Source organism: Nitratireductor sp. CH_MIT9313-5 (assembly GCF_037029545.1).
Lineage (GTDB): Bacteria > Pseudomonadota > Alphaproteobacteria > Rhizobiales > Rhizobiaceae > Chelativorans.
In genome coordinates, this window is sequence record NZ_JAYMER010000011.1 from 426,515 (window position 1) to 446,458 (window position 19,944).

Annotated in this window: 16 protein-coding genes and 1 tRNA gene; 3 read left to right on the top strand and 14 right to left on the bottom strand. The window is 60.1% G+C overall.

All coding sequences use genetic code 11. The annotated features are described in order from the left end of the window. Positions 1-10: 10 nt before the first annotated feature. Positions 11-1,525, bottom strand: a complete 1,515-nt coding sequence (locus WA367_RS06045; RefSeq protein ID WP_336055882.1) for a sensor histidine kinase — start codon at positions 1,523-1,525, stop codon at positions 11-13. 906 nt (positions 1,526-2,431) lie between these two features. Between WA367_RS06045 and WA367_RS06050 the strand changes: the two genes are divergently transcribed. From WA367_RS06050 to WA367_RS06060, 3 genes are read left to right on the top strand one after another with little or no spacing between them, the layout of a single operon-like run. Beyond that, positions 2,432-3,919, top strand: coding sequence for a TolC family protein (locus WA367_RS06050; RefSeq protein ID WP_336055883.1), 1,488 nt, complete (start codon positions 2,432-2,434; stop codon positions 3,917-3,919). After that, positions 3,916-6,093, top strand: coding sequence for a type I secretion system permease/ATPase (locus WA367_RS06055; RefSeq protein ID WP_336055884.1), 2,178 nt, complete (start codon positions 3,916-3,918; stop codon positions 6,091-6,093). The genes WA367_RS06050 and WA367_RS06055 overlap by 4 nt, the downstream gene beginning before the upstream one ends. Continuing rightward, on the top strand, positions 6,086-7,288 hold the full coding sequence (locus WA367_RS06060; protein ID WP_336055885.1) for an HlyD family type I secretion periplasmic adaptor subunit: 1,203 nt from the start codon (positions 6,086-6,088) through the stop codon (positions 7,286-7,288). The genes WA367_RS06055 and WA367_RS06060 overlap by 8 nt, the downstream gene beginning before the upstream one ends. Before the next feature lie 92 nt (positions 7,289-7,380). On the opposite strand, the gene WA367_RS06065 is transcribed toward WA367_RS06060, so the two are convergent. The 13 genes from WA367_RS06065 to groES all read right to left on the bottom strand — a co-directional run bounded on the left by WA367_RS06065 (position 7,381) and on the right by groES (position 18,465). After that, on the bottom strand, positions 7,381-7,635 hold the full coding sequence (locus WA367_RS06065) for a hypothetical protein (protein ID WP_336055886.1): 255 nt from the start codon (positions 7,633-7,635) through the stop codon (positions 7,381-7,383). 38 nt (positions 7,636-7,673) lie between these two features. Further along, entirely contained in the window at positions 7,674-8,318 is a 645-nt protein-coding gene (locus WA367_RS06070) for a hypothetical protein (RefSeq protein ID WP_336055887.1), read from the bottom strand. Continuing rightward, the gene (locus tag WA367_RS06075; protein ID WP_336055888.1) at positions 8,311-8,730 is read right to left on the bottom strand and encodes a DUF6884 domain-containing protein; all 420 of its coding nucleotides are present in this window, start codon (positions 8,728-8,730) and stop codon (positions 8,311-8,313) included. Before WA367_RS06075 ends, WA367_RS06070 begins: the two co-directional genes overlap by 8 nt. 175 nt (positions 8,731-8,905) lie before the next feature. Further along, positions 8,906-8,982: transfer RNA gene (locus WA367_RS06080), tRNA-Arg, on the bottom strand. A gap of 147 nt (positions 8,983-9,129) precedes the next feature. Next, positions 9,130-10,614, bottom strand: coding sequence for a HAMP domain-containing sensor histidine kinase (locus WA367_RS06085; RefSeq protein WP_336055889.1), 1,485 nt, complete (start codon positions 10,612-10,614; stop codon positions 9,130-9,132). A gap of 48 nt (positions 10,615-10,662) precedes the next feature. Beyond that, entirely contained in the window at positions 10,663-12,093 is a 1,431-nt protein-coding gene (locus WA367_RS06090) for a dihydrolipoyl dehydrogenase family protein (RefSeq protein ID WP_336055890.1), read from the bottom strand. After that, positions 12,090-12,845: a TVP38/TMEM64 family protein gene (locus WA367_RS06095; RefSeq protein ID WP_336055891.1), complete on the bottom strand. Its 756-nt coding sequence runs from the start codon at positions 12,843-12,845 to the stop codon at positions 12,090-12,092. Before WA367_RS06095 ends, WA367_RS06090 begins: the two co-directional genes overlap by 4 nt. Before the next feature lie 203 nt (positions 12,846-13,048). Further along, positions 13,049-13,426, bottom strand: a complete 378-nt coding sequence (locus tag WA367_RS06100; RefSeq protein WP_336055892.1) for a DoxX family protein — start codon at positions 13,424-13,426, stop codon at positions 13,049-13,051. A 326-nt stretch (positions 13,427-13,752) separates the two neighbouring features. Then, positions 13,753-15,144: a class II fumarate hydratase gene (gene fumC, locus WA367_RS06105; RefSeq protein WP_336055893.1), complete on the bottom strand. Its 1,392-nt coding sequence runs from the start codon at positions 15,142-15,144 to the stop codon at positions 13,753-13,755. A gap of 242 nt (positions 15,145-15,386) precedes the next feature. Further along, positions 15,387-15,632 carry a hypothetical protein gene (locus tag WA367_RS06110; RefSeq protein ID WP_336055894.1) on the bottom strand — a complete coding sequence of 82 codons (246 nt, stop codon included), beginning with the start codon at positions 15,630-15,632 and terminating at the stop codon, positions 15,387-15,389. A 103-nt stretch (positions 15,633-15,735) separates the two neighbouring features. After that, positions 15,736-15,993 carry a hypothetical protein gene (locus WA367_RS06115; protein WP_336055895.1) on the bottom strand — a complete coding sequence of 86 codons (258 nt, stop codon included), beginning with the start codon at positions 15,991-15,993 and terminating at the stop codon, positions 15,736-15,738. A 470-nt stretch (positions 15,994-16,463) separates the two neighbouring features. Next, complete coding sequence (gene groL, locus WA367_RS06120; protein ID WP_336055896.1) at positions 16,464-18,107, bottom strand: chaperonin GroEL; 1,644 nt, start codon at positions 18,105-18,107, stop codon at positions 16,464-16,466. Between the two features lie 61 nt (positions 18,108-18,168). Further along, positions 18,169-18,465: a co-chaperone GroES gene (gene groES / locus WA367_RS06125; protein WP_036482449.1), complete on the bottom strand. Its 297-nt coding sequence runs from the start codon at positions 18,463-18,465 to the stop codon at positions 18,169-18,171. Positions 18,466-19,944 lie beyond the last annotated feature (1,479 nt).

The window sequence follows — 19,944 nt, forward strand, 5'->3', positions numbered from 1 at the left end:
GTCCAACGGCCTACTGTCGTGTCTGGTCCAACGCCACCGCTGGTACACGCATTCGGAACCGGAACCCGCGTTGGTCGAGGTTGCGCTCGAATGTGCCACCCATTCGGCTTTCAACCATTATTCGGATAAGTTGGCTGCCGAATCCCTCGTTGAGCTCCTTGGGAACACTGATCGGTGGGGCTTCATCGTCCAGCCGCTCCTCCCACTTCAGGTCCAGTTCGCCTGTCCGCTCATCAAACGAGCCCGAAATGGCAAGCGTGCTGCCGCTGCCCAGTTGTCCATACTTCAACGCATTGGTGGCAAGCTCGTTCAGGACCAGCGAAATCGGCATCACCTGTTCGCCATAGAACTGGACGTCTGGGACATCGACCTCAATGAAGTCCCGGTCGGGGAAAATGCCCATCGTATCATTGACCAGTTCCTGCAATGAGGCGCCTTGCTGCGCTTCCATGATCGCTCGCCGGTTAGCCCTGCCCATGGCATCCACCCGGCCAAGAAATGCCTGGTCCAGTTCTTCCTTCGTTGCCGCACGACGCGAGCAGCTGCGATAAATGGATGAGAGCACCATGAGGCTGTTGCCCATCCGGTGCACCATCTCCCGGCGCAAGGTTTCGCGGTGCTCCGCGCTTTCCTTTGCCTGGATAGCGGCTCCGATCTGGCTGCCAACGGTCTTGAGCATGCGCAGAAAGGCGTCGTCGATACGGGAATCGGCAGTACCAAAAAATTCGATGACCGCGTGAACCTCCGAGCCGTGCTCCACTGGAATGGCGACCGCGCGTGTAAGCCCGACATCGCCGAATACCTTGCGGCGGACAAACGCCGCTTCTCCGACCAGGTTTTCCAGTGCGACAAGGTCGCGCTGTTCCCATGCTTTCCCGGGAAGGCCCTCACCGATCTTCAGCCTTGTCTTGGCGGTAATGTCGATAACAGGTCGGAAACGTTCGTCCTGCAGATGCCAGATGCCCGAGGAAACCAGTGTTTGCGCTGAGCCCCGCCCCCGAACCAGGTAAAGATGACCCGCATCAAGTCCGGCGATGGAGCAGACTTCTAAGAGGCAGTAGCGCGCAAATTCCGCCAGCGGCACATCCTGGATCAGCTTCTGGCCGATCTTCATGAGCGTTTCGGCTTCCCTGGCTCGAAGTTCCTGCTCGCGAGCATGCTCTTCCTCGGCCTCCCGGCTTCGCAGAAAACCGTAGAAAACCTGATCGGGCCCCCGCTCGCCCATGGCGAAGATGGACAGTTCGACGGGAAACTCCTTGCCCGCGCGATGCATGGCGGTAATGCGGATGCGCTTTTCCAGAACCGGCCCTTCGCCGGTGTCCAGATAGTGCTGCAGCCCATGGGCATGCGCCTGGCGATGTTGCGGCGGCACGATCAGTTCGCCCATCATGCGCCCGATGGCATCAACCCGGCTCCAGCCAAACATCTCTTCAGCCGCAGCATTCCATGCCGTCACCCTGCCTTCGGCATCCATGCCGACGACTGCATCAAGCGCGCGTTCTAAGAGACTTCCCAGATGCTCCATAGGCCCCGCCCAATCGTGATGACAATGACCGCTACCGCGCGACCGGCTCATTGTCGAGTGCGTAAACGATTGTTGTGCCTAACAATTTCCTGCCAATGGGATGTGCATTTCTGGTATGTCGCATCCCGGTTGCCGGGCCGCGTAGAAATTGCCCGTGGGAATTGCAGATTGTGAGGTGGGCCCGAAAGGGTCCCAAAGCCTCGCCTGCTAGCGTCGAAACACGTAGCAAACGAGGCTTTGGGCTAAGTCGACCCGGGGGGCGGGAGGGTCGACTTGGCGGACGCGTCAGGCAGTTATGCATCTGCCTTCTGCGAAACTTGTTGAGGCATGTTGGTGAATGCCCCTGGTGGATCGGCTTCAGCTTGTGTGGTGGCAGCTGGAGCCGGTGATGCTTGTAACGCTGAGTTGTGTTCTCTGCGTTCGTTGTAAGGCTGTTTTACGCAGGCTCATGCTTTATGGGCGAATAGCAATACAGTGATAAAGGCGCATTTTATCGAAAATTTTTCGGGAGGATCATACTCTGCTGCTAAGCGTGTGAAAGTTTTCGTAAAGAGACGGTTGATAAACTTTAACGTGTATTCTAGATCTTGAAGTGCAGGTGATTTCCTTGAGCCACATCGCCATCGGGTGGCTGGTACCTGTTGGCCCTTTTCGGGCAGTAGCCGTACACGTACCGCGCCGATTTTTTCGACGGCGCGTAACAGTCTCATTTTGATGAATGAATTTGGAGAGCTGCCGTGCTGAACGGTATTATTTCGCCCTTGCCCGCTCAAATGACCTGTCGACCGGCTCGTTTCATCCGCAAGCGCACTCATTCCTCACGACCTGGCCCGGTTTCCGCCTGAGCGGGGACCATCAGGCGTTGAACTGCGCATCCGGGGGGCATCCTGAACCGGAGAGCGATCTGTGTCACATGTGATTTCAAGAGGGCAGACCTTCGCGCGGATTGACCTTTCAATTCCTTTGCGCACCTTGCTCTTGAGCGCTTCGGCGCTATTGCTTTCATCCTGCGGGGCATCGTTCCCCGCGCTTGGAGACAAGCCCGGAATTCTTGACGAGCTCGATGCAAGCCGGCCTGTGGGCAAGCCGAAGGTCGAGACGCTTTCCCCGGATCTATACGTGCCGGAGCCGCTGGAGAAGGCGAACCAGAGTGCCAACGCCGGGCCAGCGACAGACCCGGTCACAGTTGGCACGACCCGCCGCCCAACTTTCTCCGCCACATCTCAAGAGTTCACGCAGGCCATTAGGCAGGCACTTTCGATAAACCCGCAGGTGCGCGCACGCATCTCCGAGCTCGCGGGCGCCGGCATCAATGCCGAGATCGCACGGCAAGCCTATTTCCCCACCCTCAACAGTTCTGCCGGCATGGGCACGCGCAGCGACTATGATTATGAGGTGACCCTCTCCCAGCCATTGTTCGACTGGGGGCACACCCGCGCCGGAATTACCGGTGCGGATGCCGCAAAAAGGGCAGCGATTGCCGCGCTGCGTGCCGCAGAAGAGCAGGCGGCGCTCGATGCCGCACGCGCGCAGATCAATGTGCAGCGCCACGCGGAGCTCGTGGAGGTGGCGCAAAGAAACGTCACCGTGCATGAGCGCTTTCTGGATCTGGCGACCGTGCGATCCGAAGGAGGTGTCGTGGACGAAACCGAGGCGCGTCTGGCGGCGGTTCGTCTTGGTGGAGCCCGCTCCGAGCTGGAGGAGGCACATGGCGCATTGCGCGATGCTCGCAGCATCTATCGCACGCAAATCGGAATGGAGAGCCGCTCTTCGGTCCGCGTTCCCCGCCTTGGCCTCACGGTCACCAACGATACGGATATCGAGGCACTCGTTGCACATGCTCCGGCAGTGCAGGCCGCGCTGGAGCGCGAGGCGGAAGCCAGGCAAAGCGTGAAGCTTGCCAAGGCGGAGCTGCTTCCACGGCTGAGCGCCGAAGCCGTCTACGGCGCGACCGAAGGGGCAAGCTCGGACAAGGCAGGCGTGGGTCTGCGCGTTACCGGGCCAAGCATTACGGGTCTGAGCAATCTCAAACGCGTTGATGCAGCAGGCATGGCCGCCGAAACCGCCCGCTGGACTGCAGAGGCGGAGAAGCGTGAGGCGACCGCGCAGTTGCGTGCCCTTCGTGACCGTGCCCCCACGCTTGCGAATCAGCAGCGCATTTACGGCATCCAGCTTGAAGAGGCGCAGGAGCTTCGCGCGCTTTACGAGGAGCAGTTCAAGATCGGTGAGCGTACGCTGGTGGATCTGGTGACGGTACAGGCCGACATCGTGCGCCTTGAGCGCAGCCGCGTGATTGCCCGCTACGACATCCTCGACCTCGAATATACCGCTGCCGGCGCCCTCGGTCAGCTTCTTCCGACACTCGGACTTAACCCAGGGGAGCAGACGCGATGAGTTTTGCACCGGAAATCACGACCCTTCTGTCTGCTGCCACCCGCAAGGACGGGGCACCGAAATCACGCGACACCTTGCTTGATGGACTGCATGTCCTGTGCCGTCTCTACAATCGCCCGGCGACGTCCGGCGAGCTGACTGCCGGCCTGCCGCTGACCGATGGCAAGTTGACGCTGGGCGTTCTTCCGCGCGCAGCCGCGCGGGCCGACCTTTCGGTGCGTGTGCGCAGCGGCGTGACACTTTCCACCATCGACAAGGCCCTGTTGCCGGTTCTCATCGTGCGCGTGGATGGCACCACCTGTCTTCTCACCTCCATTGAGGGCGAGAAGGGCAAGATCATCATGCCCGAAATGGAGGCGCGCCAGCACGAGGTGAAGCTTGACGAACTGCAGAAGATCATGGCCGGTCCGGTCATCTTCGCAGCACCTGTCACGCGCAGCGACAGCCGCGCCGACGATTTCAACATTTCGGCCGGCAGGCACTGGTTCTGGAGCCAGGTCGCTCGTCTGAAGATGAGCTTTTTTGAAGTTGCCGCCGCTGCAGCGCTTGCCAATTTCCTCGCACTTGGCGCAGCGCTCTTTTCGCGCCAGGTCTTCGACCGGGTCATCCCCAATCAGGCTTTCGCAACCCTGTGGGTGCTGACCATCGGCGTGGGCATCGCCATCGTGCTGGAGGCGATAACCCGCATCGCCCGGGCACAGCTGATGGATGTGGCAGGCAAGCGGCTCGACGTGCGCCTGTCCTCCCACATCTTCGAGCGCGCACTCGGCATGCGGCTGGAGGTCAGGCCCAAATCCACCGGCTCCTTCGTCAATCAGGTGCGCGAATTCGATTCCGTGCGTGAGTTCTTCACCTCCACCACGATCGGCGCGATCAGCGACATTCCCTTCGTCATCCTGTTTGTCGGCATCATCTGGTTGATCGGGGGGCCGGTCGCTTATGTGCTTCTCGCTGCGATCCCCCTGATCGTGCTGCCGGGCGTCATCGCCCAGTGGCCGCTGGAGAAATATTCCCGCCTCAACATGAAGGAAGGCTCCATCCGCAACGGCCTTCTGGTCGAGGCCATGACGGGTGCCGAAACAGTCAAATCCATCAGTGCCGAAGGTCGCTTTCAGCGCCTTTGGGAGGAATATACAGCACTCCTTGCCGTTAATTCCGCCAAGATGCGCCGCCTCACCAACACCCTGCAATTCAGCGCAGTGGGCGTGCAGCAGGCGGCCTATGTGATGGTCACGGTCGTGGCCGTCTACCAGATCCATTCCGGTGAGATGACGGTCGGTGGACTGCTCGCCTGCACGATCCTGTCGTCGCGCGCCATCGCCCCGCTGACCCAGCTATCCGGCATTCTGGGTCGCTGGCAGCAGATGCGAGTCGCACTGTCGGGCATCGGCGCAATCATGGCAGCGCCGGTGGATCGGCCACGTGAGCGCAAATTCGTCCACCGCCCAAGGCTTAAAGGTGGCTTTCAGCTTGAAGATGTCGCCTTCCGCTATGACGAGCACAGCGAGGCAGCCTTGCAGGTGCCCGCGCTCTCCTTCGAGCCGGGTTCGGCCACGGCCATTCTGGGCACCAATGGTTCCGGCAAATCGACATTGTTGAAGATGCTCGCCGGTCTCTATCACCCCGCAGGCGGGCGTATGCTGGTGGACGGCACCGATATCCGCCAGATCGATCCGGTCGATCTGCGCCGCGCCATCGCCTATCTCCAACAGGATGTGCGCCTCTTCTTCGGCACTTTGCGCGAGAACCTCAATCTCGGGCTGGAAGACCGCGAAGACGAAGAGCTGATTGAAGCGCTCGAATTTGTCGGCGCTGAAAGTCTCGTGCGCGAGCATCCGCTTGGCCTTGACCGTCCGATAGGCGAGGGCGGCTCGGGCGTCTCGGGCGGGCAGCGCCAGTCCATCGGCCTTGCCCGGCTGTGGCTGCGCGATCCACGCATCGTGCTTCTGGACGAGCCCACGGCCGCGATGGACCACGCGCTTGAAACACGCGTCATTCACCGCATGCGCGGTTGGCTTGAAGGCCGCACGCTGGTCGTTGCCACCCACCGCCAGCCGGTTCTGGCGCTGGTGGAGCGCGCGGTGGTGATGAATCACGGCAAACCCGCAGCCGCAGGACCGCTTGAAGGCGTGCTGGCTGCACTTTCGGGAAACAAGGGCAAGAGCGATGAGTGATACTTCCGCGGTCGAAACGGCTCCGGTCTGGATGAAGGCTGAATCGAGCTTCCTTGAAGAGGCCGGCACCCACCGCACGGCACTGCGCCTCATTGCGCTCTCGCTTGCCGTCTTCTTCGCCTGGGCGGCTTTTGCGCCGCTGGAGGAAGTCACCCGCGGCCCCGGCAAGGTCGCACCCTTGAGCCGCGGACAGATCATCCAGTCCCTTGAAGGCGGCATTTTGCGCTCCATCGAGGTGATGGAAGGCGAGGAGGTGAATGCAGGTCAGGTGCTGGCCGTGCTGGAAGACACCAGCTTCCGCTCAGCCTTTCAGGACCTGCAGGGCCAGACGCTTGCCCTTCGTGCCAGCCTGTCGCGCCTGCAGGCCGAACTTGCCCAGGCAAACACCGTCACCTTCGACGAGGATGTGTTGGCGCAGGAGGTGCTGGTCGGTATCGAGCGGGATCTATTCATCTCGCGGCGCCGCAAGTTCAACGAGGCGGTTCAGTCCCTGACCGAGCGCCTTGCCCTGTCACAAAGCCAGCTTGCTCTGGTAAAGCCGCTGGTGGCGCGGGGTGCTGCAAGCCGGGTCGAGGCTATCAGGCTGGAGCGCGAGGTTGCTGATCTGCGCGGCCAGCTTGACGAGGTGGAGAACGCCTATTTCCAGGAGATCAATGACGAGATTGCACGCAAATCCGCCGAACTCGCCTCGCTAAACCAGCAGCTTGCACAAAAGGAAGACGCGCTCACCCGCACCGTCCTGCGTTCGCCTGTCCGCGGCATCGTGAAGGATTTGGCAGTTACCACGAAAGGCGGCGTGGTGAAGGCGGGCGAGACCATCATGGAAATCGTGCCGCTTGACGACCAGCTCTATGTGGAAGCCGAAATCCGCCCCTCGGACGTCGCCTTCCTCTATCCCGGCCTCCCGGCATCGGTGCACATCACCGCCTATGACTACACCAAATACGGCGCGCTCGAAGGCGAACTCGTCTTCATCAGCGCCGATACCATCATTGACGAAACCCGGCGCGACGCCGAACCTTATTACCGCGTGCGGGTGCTGACCGAGAAAGCCGCCCTTGAAGGCCCCGACGGCCCGCTGCCGATCAAGCCCGGCATGATCGCGGAAGTGAACATCCAGACCGGCGAAAAGACGGTGCTGGAATATCTGGTCAAGCCGCTGATGCAGGGCCAGCTCGCCTTGAGCGAGCGCTAAAACCACCGCCACAAACCGCCAGTTCAAGCCGCAAAAAAAACCGCCGGTCGCCCGGCGGTTTTTCATCTTGATGAGGCTGCAGTCGAAAAAAGCTATTCCGCCGCTTCCAGAAAGAACCAGCCCGGCTGCTCCCGACGCGGCGCAAAATAGGGATGCTCCCGCTTGCACTCCGCCAGCAGATCAAGGTCCACCGGCCCATGCCGCACAAGCGCTTCATCAAGCTGTTCTTCACAAATGCCAAGCCCCGCAAAATCATCGAGGATTCTCAGCATGATGGTTTTGTCAGTCAAAGGTTTAATAGGCAAAGCAATATCTCGCGCAAGAAAATTCCAACGCGGCTGAAACACGCAAGAACACGAGCGTGGAGATTTGCCTGGCGGGGGCGTTATGGGGAAATTATGGGGCGGGGCGAAAGCAGGCTTGCGATGCGCTCGACGTCCGGCAGCGTTAAAATGCTACTACCATAGCCTTGTATATTCCAAAGGCCGCTGCGCACTGCCTCTGAAGGGTGCTTCAGGCCAAGCCAATTTGGAGAAGGTCTGCATTTTTCGCACGAGGCGATGGTCGACAGTATCGCCTTTTCATGGGTGAGGCGTTCAGCTTTGTCTTCAACCGGAATAACGACGAATTCGAGTTTTCCGCTGATGTACTCCGTGACTTGGGCTTCCACGGCCTTCTGTCTGACCGCATCGATCTCGTGTGCGTAATTCTCTTTGTTCTTTCGCGATGTGAGATCGAGATTCCACTGTTGCAGGAAAGGATCGCCTGCCAAGATGCAGCGGCCAATATGTTTGCGAAAGATGCTGCGGTCCTTGTTCGGTTTCTCGACGTGCTCAAAAATCCGTTTCCTGAGATTGTTGTTGCCTGTATGGGTTCCGACACGCACGATCCTGCTGGCGCCGTGGCTTGTTTCACCCGCCTCGAAAACCAGGTAAATCCCGTTCGCAGGTATGCTGTTGGCACCGTTTGAAGCCATTATCCGTGGCAATCCGTTCGCCAGTCGGTGAAGCGTTGCACAGACTTCAGACACGGGCTTTCTCCTCGAGCCACTTGAGCTGCATCCCCAAGGGTAAACCCTTCAAAGGTATCGAGGTATGGCTGAGCCTCGGCACCAGGAACTCCCGATACCGTTGTCCTGCCAAGACAACGAAGTGGTCCGATACGATGTCGCAACGATCGGCGAGGGACGTCAGCACGATGTCTGCCCAACTACGCCGCTCTTCTATTTTCATGTTGTTGAGCGTCTTCTCATAGGGCTCGATCACCTCGTCGACATCGAGAAGCCCGTACTTCGCGGAAAGGATGTAGAGCGCTTTCGGGTTGAGTGACTGTGCGTATCGCATCATCTTCGAAAACAAGGCGCTGGTATACATCTCCCCCGCCTTGCAGGGTAGATCGCGCTTCTGCTTCACGCATGAGATCAACACGATCTGTGGGGTCATCAAAGCCATCATAGATCAAAATACAATCAAGGATTGTATCATTGCTTATAGGCGGGTGCTAGTTGTATTGAATGCCTGTCCACAACAACAAGATTTCAGCGTGACAAGATGCGTAGGCCCCGCGCAACTGCGGAGAACGACCAGCATGTCAGGGAGTTGTGCCTATGAAACAAAATGGCGCGCCCGAAAGGATTCGAACCTCTGACCCCCAGATTCGTAGTCTGGTGCTCTATCCAGCTGAGCTACGGGCGCGCTTACTGCCTGGGCAGCGGATCGGCTGGTCTCGCCAGCGATCAATGGCGCTTTCCTAACGAGGGAAAACGGCAAAAGCAAGCACTGATGTGACAATTTTCTGAATTCGCTCACATGGTTTTTTGCAGTGCGGAATTTAGCGCCGTCTCACTTGGCCGCAAGCGCGCCTGTGGCTAAGATTTCCGCATCGCCTGTCGGCAGTTCGATGGCGAAGACGGTGCTGCCGGGAATGCTTTCCACAAGCTCAAGCGTACCGCCATGGGCGCGCACGAGTTCGTGCGCGATGGCCAGACCTAGCCCGGTCCCACCGCTTTTCGCAGCACCCTTGAAGGCAGCGAAGAGGTTCTTGCGTGCGCGGGTCGGCAGGCCAGGGCCCGTGTCGCTGACAAGGATTGTCACCATTCCCGGCCGATACTGGCTGGCAATTGAAAGCGCACGCACGGTGGCGCTGTCGCTGTCCGCACCCATGGCCTGCACGGCATTGCGGCTGAGATTGGCAAGCACCCGGAAAAGCTGGTCGGGGTCGGCGCGGATTTCCAAGTCCGGCTCGACCTGATTCTCAAGCGCGATTTCGCCATCGGCTTCCACGGGCAGGGTGGCCAGCACGTCATCGACAAGCGCGCGCAGGCGCACCCGGCGCAGGCGCGGCGGCTCTTCCTGGGTGCGCCCATAGGCCAGCACGCCTTCCGAATAGGAGACCGCGCGGTCAAGCGTGCGTAAAAGCCGCGGCGTCAGCGACTGCACGGTCGGGTCCTCGATGGTCGCAAGCCTGTCGGAAATCAGGTGGGCCGAAGCCAGCATGTTGCGCATGTCGTGATTGATCTTGGAGACGGCAAGGCCCAGATCAGCCAGCCGCTTGCGCTCGCCAAGCGTGTTGAGAAGCGTGCGCTGCATCTGCGCAAGCTCCCGCTCTGCAATGCCGATCTCGTCGTCGCGGTTCTCCGGGCGGATCACGCGCGAAGGGTCGTCGGGCGCCTGTCCGAAGGCAAGCATCGAGCGCGTCATGGCGCGTATGGGGCGGATCATCACGCGGTTGATGGCGGCAAATACAAGTGTGGCGGTGAAGATGGAGATGAGAAGCGAAAGCAGGCCCACATTGCGCGCATAGGTCAACATGGCGCTACGCAGGGGCGCATCGGGCATGATGACCTCGAACTCCCGCCCGCCTTCGCCCACATCGCCGAAAACGCGGATCATGCGGTTGCCGCCGAAAAACAGCGTGGAAAAAGCCTGGCCGATTGCATCCACAGGGCCAACGGCATCGAGATCCACATGCATGTCGACTTCCGGCGGCATCTGGCTGACGACAAGCAGCCGGGCGACACCTTCCTCGCGCACGGCAATGGCCTTGGCGCCCGTCGCCATCAGAATGTCGTTGCTGGCCTCGCGCGTCAGACTGTCGGCTTCGCCGCGCAGCAGAACGACACCCACGGCGGCCACCGTGCGCAGGCGCTGTCCCATCCATTGCTGGCCGAAATTGGCAACCGAGGGAATGAAGATCAGCACTTCCGCGACCATCACGAAGATGACGGTCAGCACCAGCAGCTTGAGCGAAAGACCACGCGTCAGCGGCACGGCAGGCGTGTCGGGTGCGCCTGTCGCATCGTCTTCATGCGTGGATTGAAAAGCCATGAGCTTCACCCTGCCATATCCGGCAGCGCGATCATCACTGCCGTTCCTTCACCCAAATAGCCGCAGAAACCGGATCAGTCCACGCACCACAGGGCTTTCGGTCTTGTCGGCATAATAGGATACCGCGGCGCGTTTGCCGACTTCCGACAATGTGGGATAGGGCGCGACATAGCCGGTGATGTCCGAAACCTTCAGCCCCTTGGCGACGGCAAGCGCCCACATATTCATCATCTCGCCTGCACCCGCACCCAGAATGGTCACGCCGATGATGCGCCCGCCCTTGCCCGTCACGATCTTGATGAGGCCGGTGGTCTTGCGTTCAGCCTGCGCGCGGTCATTCTCCGCGAAAGGCCAGCGCAGCACCTTGTTGAGCTTGCCCTCATTGCGCGCCTGGTCCTCGGTCAGGCCGATATGGGCCAGCTCCGGGTCCGTATAGGTGACCCATGGCAATATGTGGCGCTTTTCACGCGCGGGCAGGCGGAAGAGGATCGCGCGGATGACAAGGCCCGCATGGTAGTTCGCGACATGGGTGAACTGCAGGCCGCCCGCGGCATCGCCAATGGCATAGATGCGTGAGTTGGTGGAGCGCAGCTTGTCGTTGACCTTCACGCCGGAGCGGTCATGCTCAACACCGGCTTTTTCGAGATCGAGCGCCTGCAGATTAGGGCGTCTGCCGGTCGCGACAAGAAGCGTGCTGCCGTCGATCGCCGTTTCGCCTTGCCTGCCTGAAACATAGACGCGAATCTGGCCTTCATCCAGCTTCTCAAGCCGCGCGACTTTGGTCTGCTCGCGGATATCGATGCCTTCACCCTTCAGCCGGTCGATCAGCAGGCGCGCCATTTCCGGGTCGTCCTTGCCAAGTGCCTTGTCGGCTTCCACCACCGTCACCTGCGCGCCAAGCCTGCGGTGGGCCTGTGCCATCTCAAGCCCGATCGGCCCGCCGCCGGCGATGATCAGATGCTCGGGAAGGGTGGTGCGGGAGAAGATGGTTTCATTGGTAAAATACTCGACCTCATCCAGCCCCTCGATGGGCGGCACCATGGGCGAGGAACCGGTGGCGATGACAAAGCGGCGCGCGCGGATCGTGTGGTTGCCCGCCTGCACCGTGCGCTCATCGACAAATCGCGCTTCTTCCTGGATCACCTGCACGCCAAGCGCGGTGAAACGCTCGACGGAGTCATTGGGCGCAATGGCGCCGATCACGCCATGCACATGTTCCATCACAGCCGCAAAATCCACGTCGGGCGCGGCATTGCCGATGCCGTAGATCGAACCATGGCGCATCGCATGGGCGTGCTTGCCTGCAGCCAGCAGCGCCTTGGAAGGCACGCAGCCATAGTTCAGGCAGTCGCCGCCCATCTTGTGACGCTCGATCAGCACCACGGAGACGCCGAACTGGGCTGCCGCGGCAGCGACCGTCAGTCCGCCGGAGCCGGCGCCGATAACGCAGATATCGGGCGTCAGAACTTTATCATTCATCGGGTGCCTTCCTGGGGCTTGCGCATTTTCTTGACCACCACGGACAGCGCTGCGACCGCGGCAAGCGCTGCAAAGGCGATGGTAATTTGCGGGGTCACGAGGTCTCCAACCGAAAGCGTCTCGCCGCTGGCCGAAGCCGAGATCAGCACGCTGTCCAGCCCCCGGCCAAGATAGGCGAAGGCAAAGGTGCCGGGCAGGATGCCCAGGGCGGTGGCCGTGACATAGGTCTTCAGCCGCACATCGAAGAATGCGGGCGCGATATTCACGACCCAAAAGGGCACGACCGGTGCCAGGCGCAGGATCAGCAGATACTCGAACGCGCCTTCCTCAAAACCGGAAGCAAGCTTGTTCGCCACCCCGCCAAGCTTCGCGCGCAAACTGTCGCGAAAGGCGGAGCGCGCAGCAAGGAAGATCAGGGTGGCCCCAAGTGTTGCAGCCATGAGGACGATCAGGCCGCCATAGACCCACCCAAACAGAAATCCCGCCGCGACCGTCATCGCCGAGGCTGCGGGGAAGGAAAGAGCCACGGCTGCGGCATAAAGCAGAAAGAACACGAAGGCTGTCAGCAGCGGATGGTTTGCCACCAGCTCTTTCAGGCCGTCACGGCTTTCGCTCAAGGCCGAGAGGCTGAGATATTCGTGAAGACCGAGCGCATAGGCGGCAATCAGCAGTGCCACCACAAGGGCAAGCGGCAGAAAGCGCGTGAGGCTACGTATCTGCCCGCCTTGTGTGTTCTTGACTGTCATCGTCATGCCTTGCCTCTGGATCGCGAGCAGTGCGTGCTCCTGGTTGTCTACATGGACCCTATCGGCATGCGGGGCAATGAGTTGACGCCTGCTCTCACTCCCAATTGAGCTTGTGCTTGCAGTCCTTCAACTGGCCGTGAAGCCCATGTCAGAAATGAAAAAGGCCCGCTTGAAGGCAGGCCTCTTGCACGTTCTGCTGGTCGCGGGGATCAGCGCCGGTCGAGCGACCAGGAGCCGGGGCCATAGGCTGCCAGCAGAAGCAATCCCCCGGCCATGGCGGTGTTCTTCATGAGCATGATCGTCTGCATCTGGTCGGCCAGGTCGAAATGCGCGATCATCCCTGAAGCGATGGAAAAGGCTGCAAGGGCAAGTGCCGCGATGCGGGTCTTGAAGCCGAAGACGATAGCAAGGCCGCCAAGCAGCTCCAGCAATGCCACAAGCCACGCCGTAACGATCGGCAACGGCAGACCGATGCTGCCGAAATACCCGGCAGTGCCACCGATATTGGTGATCTTGCCGAAACCTGAAACCACAAAGATGAGCGCGAGAAGAATCCGCCCGACAAGGGCAAGGAGATTGGTCTGCATGTCTGGTAATCCTTTGAAATTGGAAAGTGGTGCAGTGAAATACAGGTCCGCACTGATGGTGAAAATACGCGCTGCAGTGAACGAACTGTCGTCTAAAAAATGATGATGTTCCAAAAAGCTGGGAACCATCAAAAGGGTGCCGGCATTTGGAAGGCAAGAGCACGCGCCGTGTCAACCGGACGTGGCGGTACAGGGCACAGGTTAGGTTTTTCCGGTTTCCCGCCTGGCCATGGGAATGGCACCCACCCTTGTCCCGTCCGGCGCGTGTTCCCTTCCTCCCCCGGTGCGCGCCCACTCCTTGAGTTTCGGAGTGGGCGCTTCCGTTTTTACTTCGGCGCGATCATCAGCTCCGGCCGCACCAGACGATCATAATCCTCTTCCGAGACATGACCGCTCTTCAGCGCTTCCTCGCGCAGCGTCGTGCCGTTCTTGTGTGCTGCCTTGGCAATCGCAGCCGCATTGTCATAGCCGATGGCCGGGGCGAGTGCGGTCACCAGCATGAGCGAGCGCTTCATCAGGTCGGCGATGCGCTCCTCATCCGCCTCGATGCCCTTTACGCAATTGTCCGCGAAGGAACGCATGGCGTCGGTCAGAATGCGGATCGACTGCAGAACGGCATTGGCGACGACCGGCTTGAAGACGTTCAACTCGAAATGGCCTTGGCTTGAAGCAACGGAAACCGTGGTCTGGTTGCCCATCACCTGCGTTGCCACCATGGTCAGCGCCTCCGCCTGGGTCGGGTTCACCTTGCCTGGCATGATGGAGGAGCCCGGCTCGTTCTCCGGCAGCTTCAGTTCACCGAGGCCCGATCGCGGACCCGAACCCAGAAAGCGGATATCGTTGGCGATCTTGAAGAGATCGGCAGCAAGTGCATTCAGCGCCCCATGGAATGCGTTCAGCGCGCCGTGGCTGGCAAGAGCCTCAAACTTGTTTTCCGCCGTGCGGAAGGGCAGGCCCGTGATCTCTGCAACCTTGTCGGCAAACTTCTTGTCAAAGCCGATCGGCGCATTGAGGCCGGTGCCGACAGCAGTGCCGCCCTGGGCCAGCGCATAGACATCGCCCATCGCATGCTCGATGCGCTTGGCCGAAAGCTTCAGCGCCGCAACATAACCGGAAAACTCCTGGCCGAGCGTCAGTGGTGTCGCATCCTGCGTATGCGTGCGACCGATCTTCACGATCTTGTCGAAGGCCTTCGCCTTCTCGTCCAGCGCATCGGTCAGATATTCAAGGGCAGGCAGAAGCTCGGCAGAAGCCTCGCGCGCCGCCGCGATATGCATGGCGGTGGGGAAGGTGTCGTTGGACGACTGGCCCATATTCACATGGTCATTGGGGTGAACCGGCTTCTTGGAGCCCATCTCGCCGCCAAGGATCTCGATGGCGCGGTTCGAGATCACCTCGTTTGTGTTCATGTTGGACTGCGTGCCCGAGCCCGTCTGCCAGACTGAAAGCGGGAAGTGCTCGTCATGCTTGCCTTCGACCACTTCCTTTGCAGCCGCAACCATGGCCTCGCCGATCTTCGGATCAAGCTTGCCGAGCGCGATATTCACTTCCGCAGCCGCCTGCTTGACGATGCCGAGCGCGCGCACCAGCGGAACGGGCATCTTCTCGGTGCCGATCTTGAAATTGCTGAGCGAGCGCTGCGTCTGCGCACCCCAATAGCGGGTTGCATCCACTTCGAGCGGGCCAAATGTGTCGGTCTCGGTACGTGTTTTCGCCATGCGAACAAGCTCCACTGCGTTGAGCGCGCCACTTCGAAGTTTCGGGTCGGGATTGTCCCCTCGGGAAAGCGGCTGCGCGGGTCAGATATTCCGCGCGGGTTTAATGGCCTGTGCTCATTCCTTTTGCAATGGCTCCAGCATCTTCCAACCGATTGAAACCGCAGGCTTGCATGCTTCAACAACAAGAAAGGGCGGCCCCGCGGGACCACCCTTTTCTCGAAACATATTTTTCTTCAACCGCTTCAGCGCGTCTGGACGAAGCTCGGCACCTGACGGTCGTCGGAATCGCTGACCGAGAAGCCCTGGGCAGCCGAGAAACCGGCCTTCTTTCGCGCCTTGATCGAGCCTGTCGTCTCCTGGGAAACGCCGGTCTGATTGTACTGGGTTCCTGGGAAATTGTCCTGAACGGTCATGCGAATGTCGAAGGCAGATGCGCTGCCGACGGCGAAGGTGGAGGCAATGGCGGTCGCAATGATGAGCTTACGCATGTTCTGCACTCTCTCTTCTTTGAATGGGGAACTGGAGGGGAGGGGGAAGAAGGGCGGCCTCTAGGTGCCGCCCTCTTCGGAGTAGTGCCTGGTGATTGAGCGATTAGCGCTCGATCACGAAGGACGGTGCGGTGCGGTCGTTGGAGTCGCTGACGGCAAAGCCCTGAGCGGCGGAGAAGCCGGCAGTGACATTGCGAGTGCCGACCGATGCGGTGGTCTCATTGGAAACGCCGTAAGCAGCTTCGGTGTTGTAGACAGGAGCTTCGTTCTGCTCGCTGCTGTAGAAGTCCAGGGAAGCAGCGGAAGCGCCGGAAACGGCCAGGGTGGAAGCGACTGCGGTGAGGATAAGGATATTACGCATTTTCATACTCCGATTGTTGTGGCGGCGTCTTGGGAGGAACGTCGCTCGTTGAACAACCGGGATGTACGAAGTTGAGCCGGCACCTTAAATGCCGCGGATGGTGAACGATATGTCGTCTAAAGCAGGCCTTTAAATTGATCCCTGACACATCGTTGTCAGGAGCTTGACCTATGGGAAGGCTAAACCCTTGTGTTTATTGACTATAACATCTCAGTGAAGGGCGTGTGACAAGCCCCATTCTTTCAAAAATTTCATGGTAGACGCTTGATTTGGCACTCTCACGTAAAGTTGCAAGTGCCCGGAGGAGCATGAAGAATTTTTAATGCAGCTCTTTTGCGCGGATCCTGCACATCCGACAGCTGGATTCGATGCCTCGCCAGAGACGGTGCGGGAGGTAAGCGGTCAGATACGCACAAAAGAAAAGGGCGCCCCGAGGGACGCCCTTCTGATAAGTCGGAATGGAGGCTGGCTTAGAAGCCCATGCCGCCCATGCCACCCATGCCGCCCATGTCGGGAGCAGCTGCGCCGCCTTCCTTCTTCGGAAGTTCTGCGACCATGGCTTCGGTGGTGATCAGCAGGCCTGCGACCGAAGCTGCATCCTGCAGGGCGGTGCGTACGACCTTCATCGGATCGACGATGCCCATCTTGATCATGTCGCCATATTCGCCGGTCTGAGCGTTGTAGCCGAAGGTAACCTCGGAGTTCTCGAGGATCTTGCCAACCACGATGGAAGCTTCTTCACCGGCATTGGTGACGATCTGGCGAGCCGGAGCCTGAACGGCGCGGCGAACGATGTTGATGCCAGCTTCCTGATCCGGGTTTTCGCCCGTTGCGCTGATCTGGACGGAAGCGCGCAGCAGAGCCGTGCCACCGCCAGGAACGATGCCTTCCTCGACAGCAGCGCGGGTTGCGTTCAGAGCGTCGTCGACGCGGTCCTTGCGCTCCTTCACTTCCACTTCGGTGGAACCACCGACGCGGATCACGGCAACGCCGCCTGCCAGCTTTGCAAGGCGCTCCTGCAGCTTCTCGCGGTCATAGTCGGAAGAGGTCTCTTCGATCTGCTGCTTGATCTGTGCAACGCGACCTTCGATCTCTGCCTTCTGGCCAGCACCATCAACGATGGTGGTGTTCTCCTTGGTGATGGAGACCTTCTTGGCGCGGCCGAGCATGTCGAGCGTGACATTCTCGAGCTTGATGCCGAGATCTTCGGAGATGACCTGGCCACCGGTGAGGATCGCGATGTCTTCCAGCATGGCCTTGCGGCGGTCGCCGAAGCCCGGAGCCTTGACAGCAGCAATCTTCAGGCCGCCGCGCAGCTTGTTGACGACGAGCGTTGCAAGAGCTTCGCCTTCGACGTCTTCAGCAATGATGACGAGCGGCTTGGAAGACTGAACAACCGATTCCAGAACCGGCAGCATGGCCTGCAGGTTGGAGAGCTTCTTCTCGTGGAGAAGGATGTATGCATCCTCGAGCTCTGCAACCATCTTTTCCGGATTGGTCACGAAGTAAGGCGACAGGTAGCCACGGTCGAACTGCATGCCTTCGACGACCTCGAGCTCGGTCTCGGCGGTCTTGGCTTCCTCGACGGTGATAACGCCCTCATTGCCGACTTTCTGCATCGCGTCGGCAATCATCTGGCCGATGGATTTCTCGCCATTGGCGGAAATCGTGCCGACCTGGGCAACTTCGTCAGAGGTGTTGATGTCCTTGGCAGCCTTGGTCAGGTAGGCAACAACATCGTCAACAGCCTTGTCGATGCCGCGCTTGAGGTCCATCGGGTTCATGCCGGCAGCAACAGCCTTGGCACCTTCCTGAACGATGGCCTGGGCCAGAACGGTTGCGGTGGTCGTGCCGTCACCAGCGATGTCGTTGGTCTTGGAAGCGACCTCGCGCACCATCTGTGCGCCCATGTTCTCGAACTTGTCTTCAAGCTCGATTTCCTTGGCGACGGAGACGCCGTCCTTGGTGATGCGCGGTGCGCCGAAGGACTTGTCGAGGACAACGTTGCGGCCTTTCGGGCCGAGCGTAACCTTTACTGCGTCTGCGAGGATGTTGACGCCGCGCAGCATGCGCTCACGCGCGTCGCGGGAGAATTTTACTTCTTTTGCAGCCATGTTTCTCTAGCTCCTAAGGGCTTCGTGAAGCCGTTTCCGTTTGGTTCGATGGGGCGGCTGATTAGCCGACGACGCCCATGATGTCGGACTCTTTCATGATGAGGAGGTCCTCACCATTGAGCTTGACTTCAGTGCCGGACCACTTGCCGAAGAGAACGCGGTCGCCTTCCTTGACGTCCAGCGGAACAACCTTGCCGGTCTCGTCACGTGCGCCATTGCCAACAGCGATGACTTCGCCTTCCTGCGGCTTTTCCTTCGCGGTGTCTGGGATGATGATGCCACCAGCCGTCTTCTCTTCGGATTCGACCCGGCGGACGACTACACGGTCATGAAGCGGGCGAAAATTCGTCTTGGCCATTATCCTGAACCCTTGATTTCGATGATGAAACAGGTTTGAACTCCACCCGGTCGCCCGAGGTGTGTTAGCACTCACCTGTGGAGAGTGCTAACGGCGACGGAGATAATATCGCCCCGGCTCCGAGTCAAGAATTCGTGAGCGCGATTTTTCTACTTGGGTCATTCAGGCACATACCAACTGCCGTCATCCTCGGCCTTGTGCCGAGGATCTGCCGCAAAGAAGCACGCCTGTGCTGAGCAAGTTGAGCAGACCGCAGATCCTATGGACAAGCCATAGGATCACGAACCTGGAGCAGCGCCCATTTTCCACCCCGTCATCCCGGAAGCCGAAGGCTATCCGGGACCCATTGGCAGATGATCGCAGACCGCGGCCCGGTCCTCGCTGATGCACCTACCAGAACCACCTGCCCCTTCTGCGGAAACCGGCCGCGTCCCTCAATAGGTCCCGGCTCTCGCTGCGCTCGGCCGGGATGACGGGGGCGCTTTTACTTTGCGGTTTATCCCAAGATCGCCCCCCCCTCTGCCTTGCCAGGCTGCGCTCCGCACGTTCGGGCGTTGACAAAGCCAAATCGTTGGCTTTGTCTTGACCTGCGGTCAACCGCTACTCACCCCCCACAAGGGTGGAGATCACTCGCGGCCATGTCAGCACCCCCATCTCGGAGGATAAGCGAGACATTCATGCCAGCCAATCTCCCCCCTTGAGGGGGAGATGTCCGGCAGGACAGAGGGGGGGCGCAAGGGCGCAATCCTATCCACATCACGAACGAGCACCTACCAGACCGCCGTCATTCTCGGCCTTGTGCCGAGGATCCATGCCGGAACGGCGAGGATAAAACCCGACCGCCCCAGCACGCACTCCATCTCCGCCTCCAGAACCCTTCATCCCCCGCAAAGCCCTGAATCCCACGGTCAAGCCATGGAATGACGACGCTGATGATGGCCCTCCCAATTCGCTATTCATTACTCACCATTCACCCATTCCATCCCCGCCATCGCCACCCGCACTACACTCCAGCTATCGCCCTCACGGGAACCCGGATGCGCACCGGGCAGGCGGGGAGGGCGGCGGCAGCCTCCCCTTCGGGTTCGGTACCCGGAGCATGTGAGGGCCCGCGACAGGTCGGCGGCCGGTAGCATCGGGTGACAGACGATGCGAAAGCTGCGGAGAAGCCGCGAGGGCAGCGCTTGCCCGGCAAAGACCACCTGAAGAAGGTGCAGCCGGGGCCAACAAGCGGGGCCGGAGTGACCGACCAACAGCGGGACAGCGGCCGGACGGGCGGCCTCAGGGTCGCAAATATAAAACTCAGACTGGCGTCACTGTGGCCGCCCGTCTTCCCGGTTCTTTGACAATGACCAGACGCGGTTCCGCGGGCGTGGTGATGATGGGGTGTGGGCACTCGGCTTGAAGGTTCCCGCCCCTGCGCGCCCCCCTCTGTCCTGCCGGACATCTCCCCCACATGGGGGGAGATCACTCGCGGCC